Annotated in this window: 1 protein-coding gene; it reads right to left on the bottom strand. The window is 56.9% G+C overall.

The annotated features are described in order from the left end of the window. On the bottom strand, nt 1-785 hold a 785-nt coding region (locus B2T33_RS09465; RefSeq protein ID WP_286791791.1), incomplete at both ends, for an FAD-dependent oxidoreductase.

Genomic DNA, 785 nt, shown 5'->3' with positions numbered 1-785 from the left:
GTGTTGCCACCGCCGATGACGATCACGTTGTTGCCAACCGGCATGTCGGATTTCGGTTCGGTCTGACGCAGTTTTTCGATGAAATTGATTGCATCATCAACGCCCGGGAAATCTTCGCCCTTAAGGCCAAGATCATTGGTCGAACCAAGGCCGACACCAACGAAGACGGCGTCGTATTTTGCCTTGAGGTCGGCAACGTTGATGTCCTTGCCAAGCACCTTGTTATATTCGATTTCAATCCCGCCAATGCCCAGAAGGAATTCAACTTCGCGCTGGGCGAAATCGTTGGTCATCTTATAAGCAGCCAGACCATATTCATTAAGCCCGCCCGGTTTCGGCTTGGCTTCGAACACGACAACGTCGTGGCCCAGCATCGCCGCACGGTGCGCGCATGAAAGGCCCGCCGGGCCGGCACCGACAACGGCAATGGTCTTGCCGGTTTTTGGCGCACGTTTGAACGGATGGGGCAAATCGCGCGCCATCAGATGATCAACCGCGTATCGTTGCAGGCTGCCGATCTCAACGGCGGTATCTTCGGCGACGTTACGAACGCAGGCCTCTTCGCACAGCACTTCGGTCGGGCAAGCCCGCGCACAGGTGCCGCCCATGATGTTGGCCGACAAAATGGTCTTTGCCGCCCCGTCCGGGTTGCCGGTGCTGATTTTCCGAATGAAGGATGGAATATCGATTGATGTCGGGCATGCGGTCACGCATGGCGCGTCATAGCAATACAGGCAGCGGTTGCTTTCCGCCATCGCCTGAAGCGTGGAATAGGCCGGATGCAG

It is taken from the genome of Thalassospira sp. UBA4513 (assembly GCF_002388495.1).
Lineage (GTDB): Bacteria > Pseudomonadota > Alphaproteobacteria > Rhodospirillales > Thalassospiraceae > Thalassospira > Thalassospira tepidiphila.
Note: the sequence above shows the minus strand (reverse complement) of the source record. Positions and strands in the feature narration are given on the sequence as shown.